Genomic DNA, 2,575 nt, shown 5'->3' with positions numbered 1-2,575 from the left:
CAGGCTTCAAAAAAGTGGACTATGCCCATACGCAACTGGAAGCCAGCGATGGCACAGTTCGAGATTATATATCAGGATCGGATTTAACAGTGAAACCAGCCATTTACACAAAATCTTTTACAGTCTCGCTTGAACCAGTTAGGTTGCTTTAACCAGCTTGCAGACTCTTTATCTATCATAATAATTTCCTCTGTTAGGGTTGAAATTTCAACTTCAAATACAGAGGCAAGTGCTTTAAGAGATTCAAGGCTAGCTTTATTGCCACTTTCAATGCGCTGTATGGTGCGCACACTTAGGCCAGACATTACTGCAAGCTGTTCTTGAGACCAGTTTTTTCTATCACGTAGTCGTTTAATCATGTTGTTTTCTCCACCTCGGTACTTGGCTTAAGCATGAGGTGAAAACCTAATTGGCGGTTACGAAATCTGGCCGACAGCGGCCCGACATTTGGGTTTAGTTATAAAGATCGACCTTGAATTAAGCGGATAAGAATCATAATAACGGCAACCACTAAAAGTATGTGGATAAAGCCGCCAATGGTGTATGAGCTAACGAAGCCTAATAGCCAAAGAATGATGAGTACAATAGCAATAGTGCTAAGCATGCAGGTTTCCTTCTAAATGATGAGGTTTATACACGTGGGTATTAAATGTACTATGCACTCATCATAGCTTAAGCACTCGCAGGCGCAATAATTTATGTAAAATCGGGTCATTTAGGTGCTAACTTACTGGGTGACCAGTTTATTACTGGCTAAACATAAAATACTGCGAATTCACAATGTCTTCACAATTCACCCAAATTAGCTGCACAGTTGTTAGGCATAGTAGCACCTGTGAGTACCAACCTTGTTTGAATTAACCCCGAATGGGAGAAGTGATGATGAAAACTAAAACACTAACACTGGTTATGGCCGCTTTAGTTGCTAGTTCTGCGTTACCAGTGCTTGCTGGCGATGAAAATGTTGCAGTAAAAGAAACCAAGCATGAACACCGCCGTATGATGTGGTTTGAACATATCGACGGCGATAATAACCGACGCCCACCTATGCCACCAGTACCACCAAATAACGAGCAGTATCGCGAGATGCGCAACACTTTTTTAGAAGAGCAATTTGCTGAGTTCGATTTAAATAACGACGGTTATGTGTCATTAGCTGAATTAACCGAAGTGCGAGAGCGCCAAGCCCGTGAGCGTGCCGCAGAAATGTTTACCAAGCTCGATCAAGACGGCACCGGCATGGTCGACCTTGAAACCTTCAAAGCAAGCATGGAAAGGGTTCGTGGTGAGCACCGCGAAATTATTATTGAGCGTATTGAAGTACACCGCGACCGTGCTGAAGGAGCACGTGAACGAGCAGAGGAAATGCGCGAACGCCATACAGAGCGACGTCGCCGCCATGAAAAACCAAATAAAGATTAAACGAAAAAACGGGCCGCAAGGCCCGTTTTGCTGTAGGCCGCGCCACTTAAGTGTATGTGTTCAAACTTGAATGTTTACCGAACGTTGGTATTGTTGGTATATTGTTAATCATCTTTGATTAAGGGTAAATGATGCCGTTTTTTATTACTCACTGAATCGCCACTAGAGTACCGAAATGCGGCATAAGTTCTCTACGGGATGACTGTGTTATTAATGGGAAGTGGACAAATAGAGTAACTTTAAAAGCCGGACGACCGTAAGCAAAGTTGGGCCGTCAACAGTAAGGGCTAAATTACTTTTAGCAGCGATTGCAGCGGAGCCCCATAATCCAGATATCAACGCTCAGAAAACCAGATTGCAAGCTGCTGCTAAGATGAAAATGCAGGCCCCAGGAGCAGGAATGAGAAAGTTGAATGATATTTTCTTTGGCGCACAAAAGATAGAAACAGAATATCGGCCGAATGTCGTGCTAAATTGAGTTTGAACTGTGGAAGTTAAGATGGTAGCTACAAATTACTAGCTTAAAATACGGAAGGAATAGTAATCCTTTGTCACCTAAATCACCGCGCTTTCAAGAGAAAATATGAGATCAGAAAAAAGGACGACACTAAAAGAGACATAAAAAATGATTCGATAAAAATTCCCATATAACCCAATTGATCTGGACTAAGATAAGCCAAAGTAGGTTCTTTTCGTAATATACTTACCGCAAAAGTAGCAACTAATATAAGTAGATATCCTTTTAAAAAAATTACAATATAACCTTTCCAATTCAGGGGAAAAGGAAGAGGTGGTTTACTCCCTTGCTCTATATGCTTTTTTGTTTTTACAAAGCACAAAGTAAATAACAGAAAGAGTCCCAATATGATTTTAAGCATGTTTACTCCAATGCATATAGCACTTTCATGTGTAGTGGCATAGTGAATTTGGCCACCTAATTAGAGGTGTTATCATACACCACATAGACAATTAGGTGACAACATGAGCAGAAGACCAAAACGTAATTATACCCCCGAGTTTCGACTTTGTACTGGTCAAGCCCAAGTGGACACGTTTAATTGATGATTTTCATACTCAACCGGAGTCATATCACCATTAGACGTATGCAGTCTTTTTAGGTTGTAATACTTCATATAAGCAGCTACATCGGCTG

General features: G+C 41.3%; 3 protein-coding genes and 1 pseudogene. 1 reads left to right on the top strand and 3 read right to left on the bottom strand.

From position 1 onward, the window contains the following. Window positions 1-134 precede the first annotated feature (134 nt). Window positions 135-359: pseudogene (locus M1L23_RS12875) on the bottom strand (helix-turn-helix domain-containing protein); the annotation flags it as partial. Window positions 360-457: 98 nt separating this feature from the next. After that, the gene (locus M1L23_RS12870) at window positions 458-604 is read right to left on the bottom strand and encodes a lmo0937 family membrane protein (RefSeq protein ID WP_252627845.1); all 147 of its coding nucleotides are present in this window, start codon (window positions 602-604) and stop codon (window positions 458-460) included. Window positions 605-879: 275 nt separating this feature from the next. Here M1L23_RS12870 and M1L23_RS12865 point away from each other — a divergent pair, with 275 nt between their 5' ends. Next, a complete protein-coding gene (locus tag M1L23_RS12865; protein ID WP_252627844.1) occupies window positions 880-1,422 on the top strand; it encodes an EF-hand domain-containing protein in 543 nt (180 codons plus the stop codon). Window positions 1,423-2,456: 1,034 nt separating this feature from the next. Here M1L23_RS12865 and M1L23_RS12860 read toward each other — a convergent pair. After that, on the bottom strand, window positions 2,457-2,575 hold a 119-nt coding region (locus M1L23_RS12860), incomplete at its 5' end, for an IS3 family transposase (RefSeq protein WP_252627753.1).

Origin of the sequence: Aliidiomarina quisquiliarum (assembly GCF_023922585.1) — a bacterium.
In the GTDB taxonomy this organism is placed as follows: domain Bacteria; phylum Pseudomonadota; class Gammaproteobacteria; order Enterobacterales; family Alteromonadaceae; genus Aliidiomarina; species Aliidiomarina quisquiliarum.
This window is presented reverse-complemented; position numbering and strand designations above follow the sequence as displayed.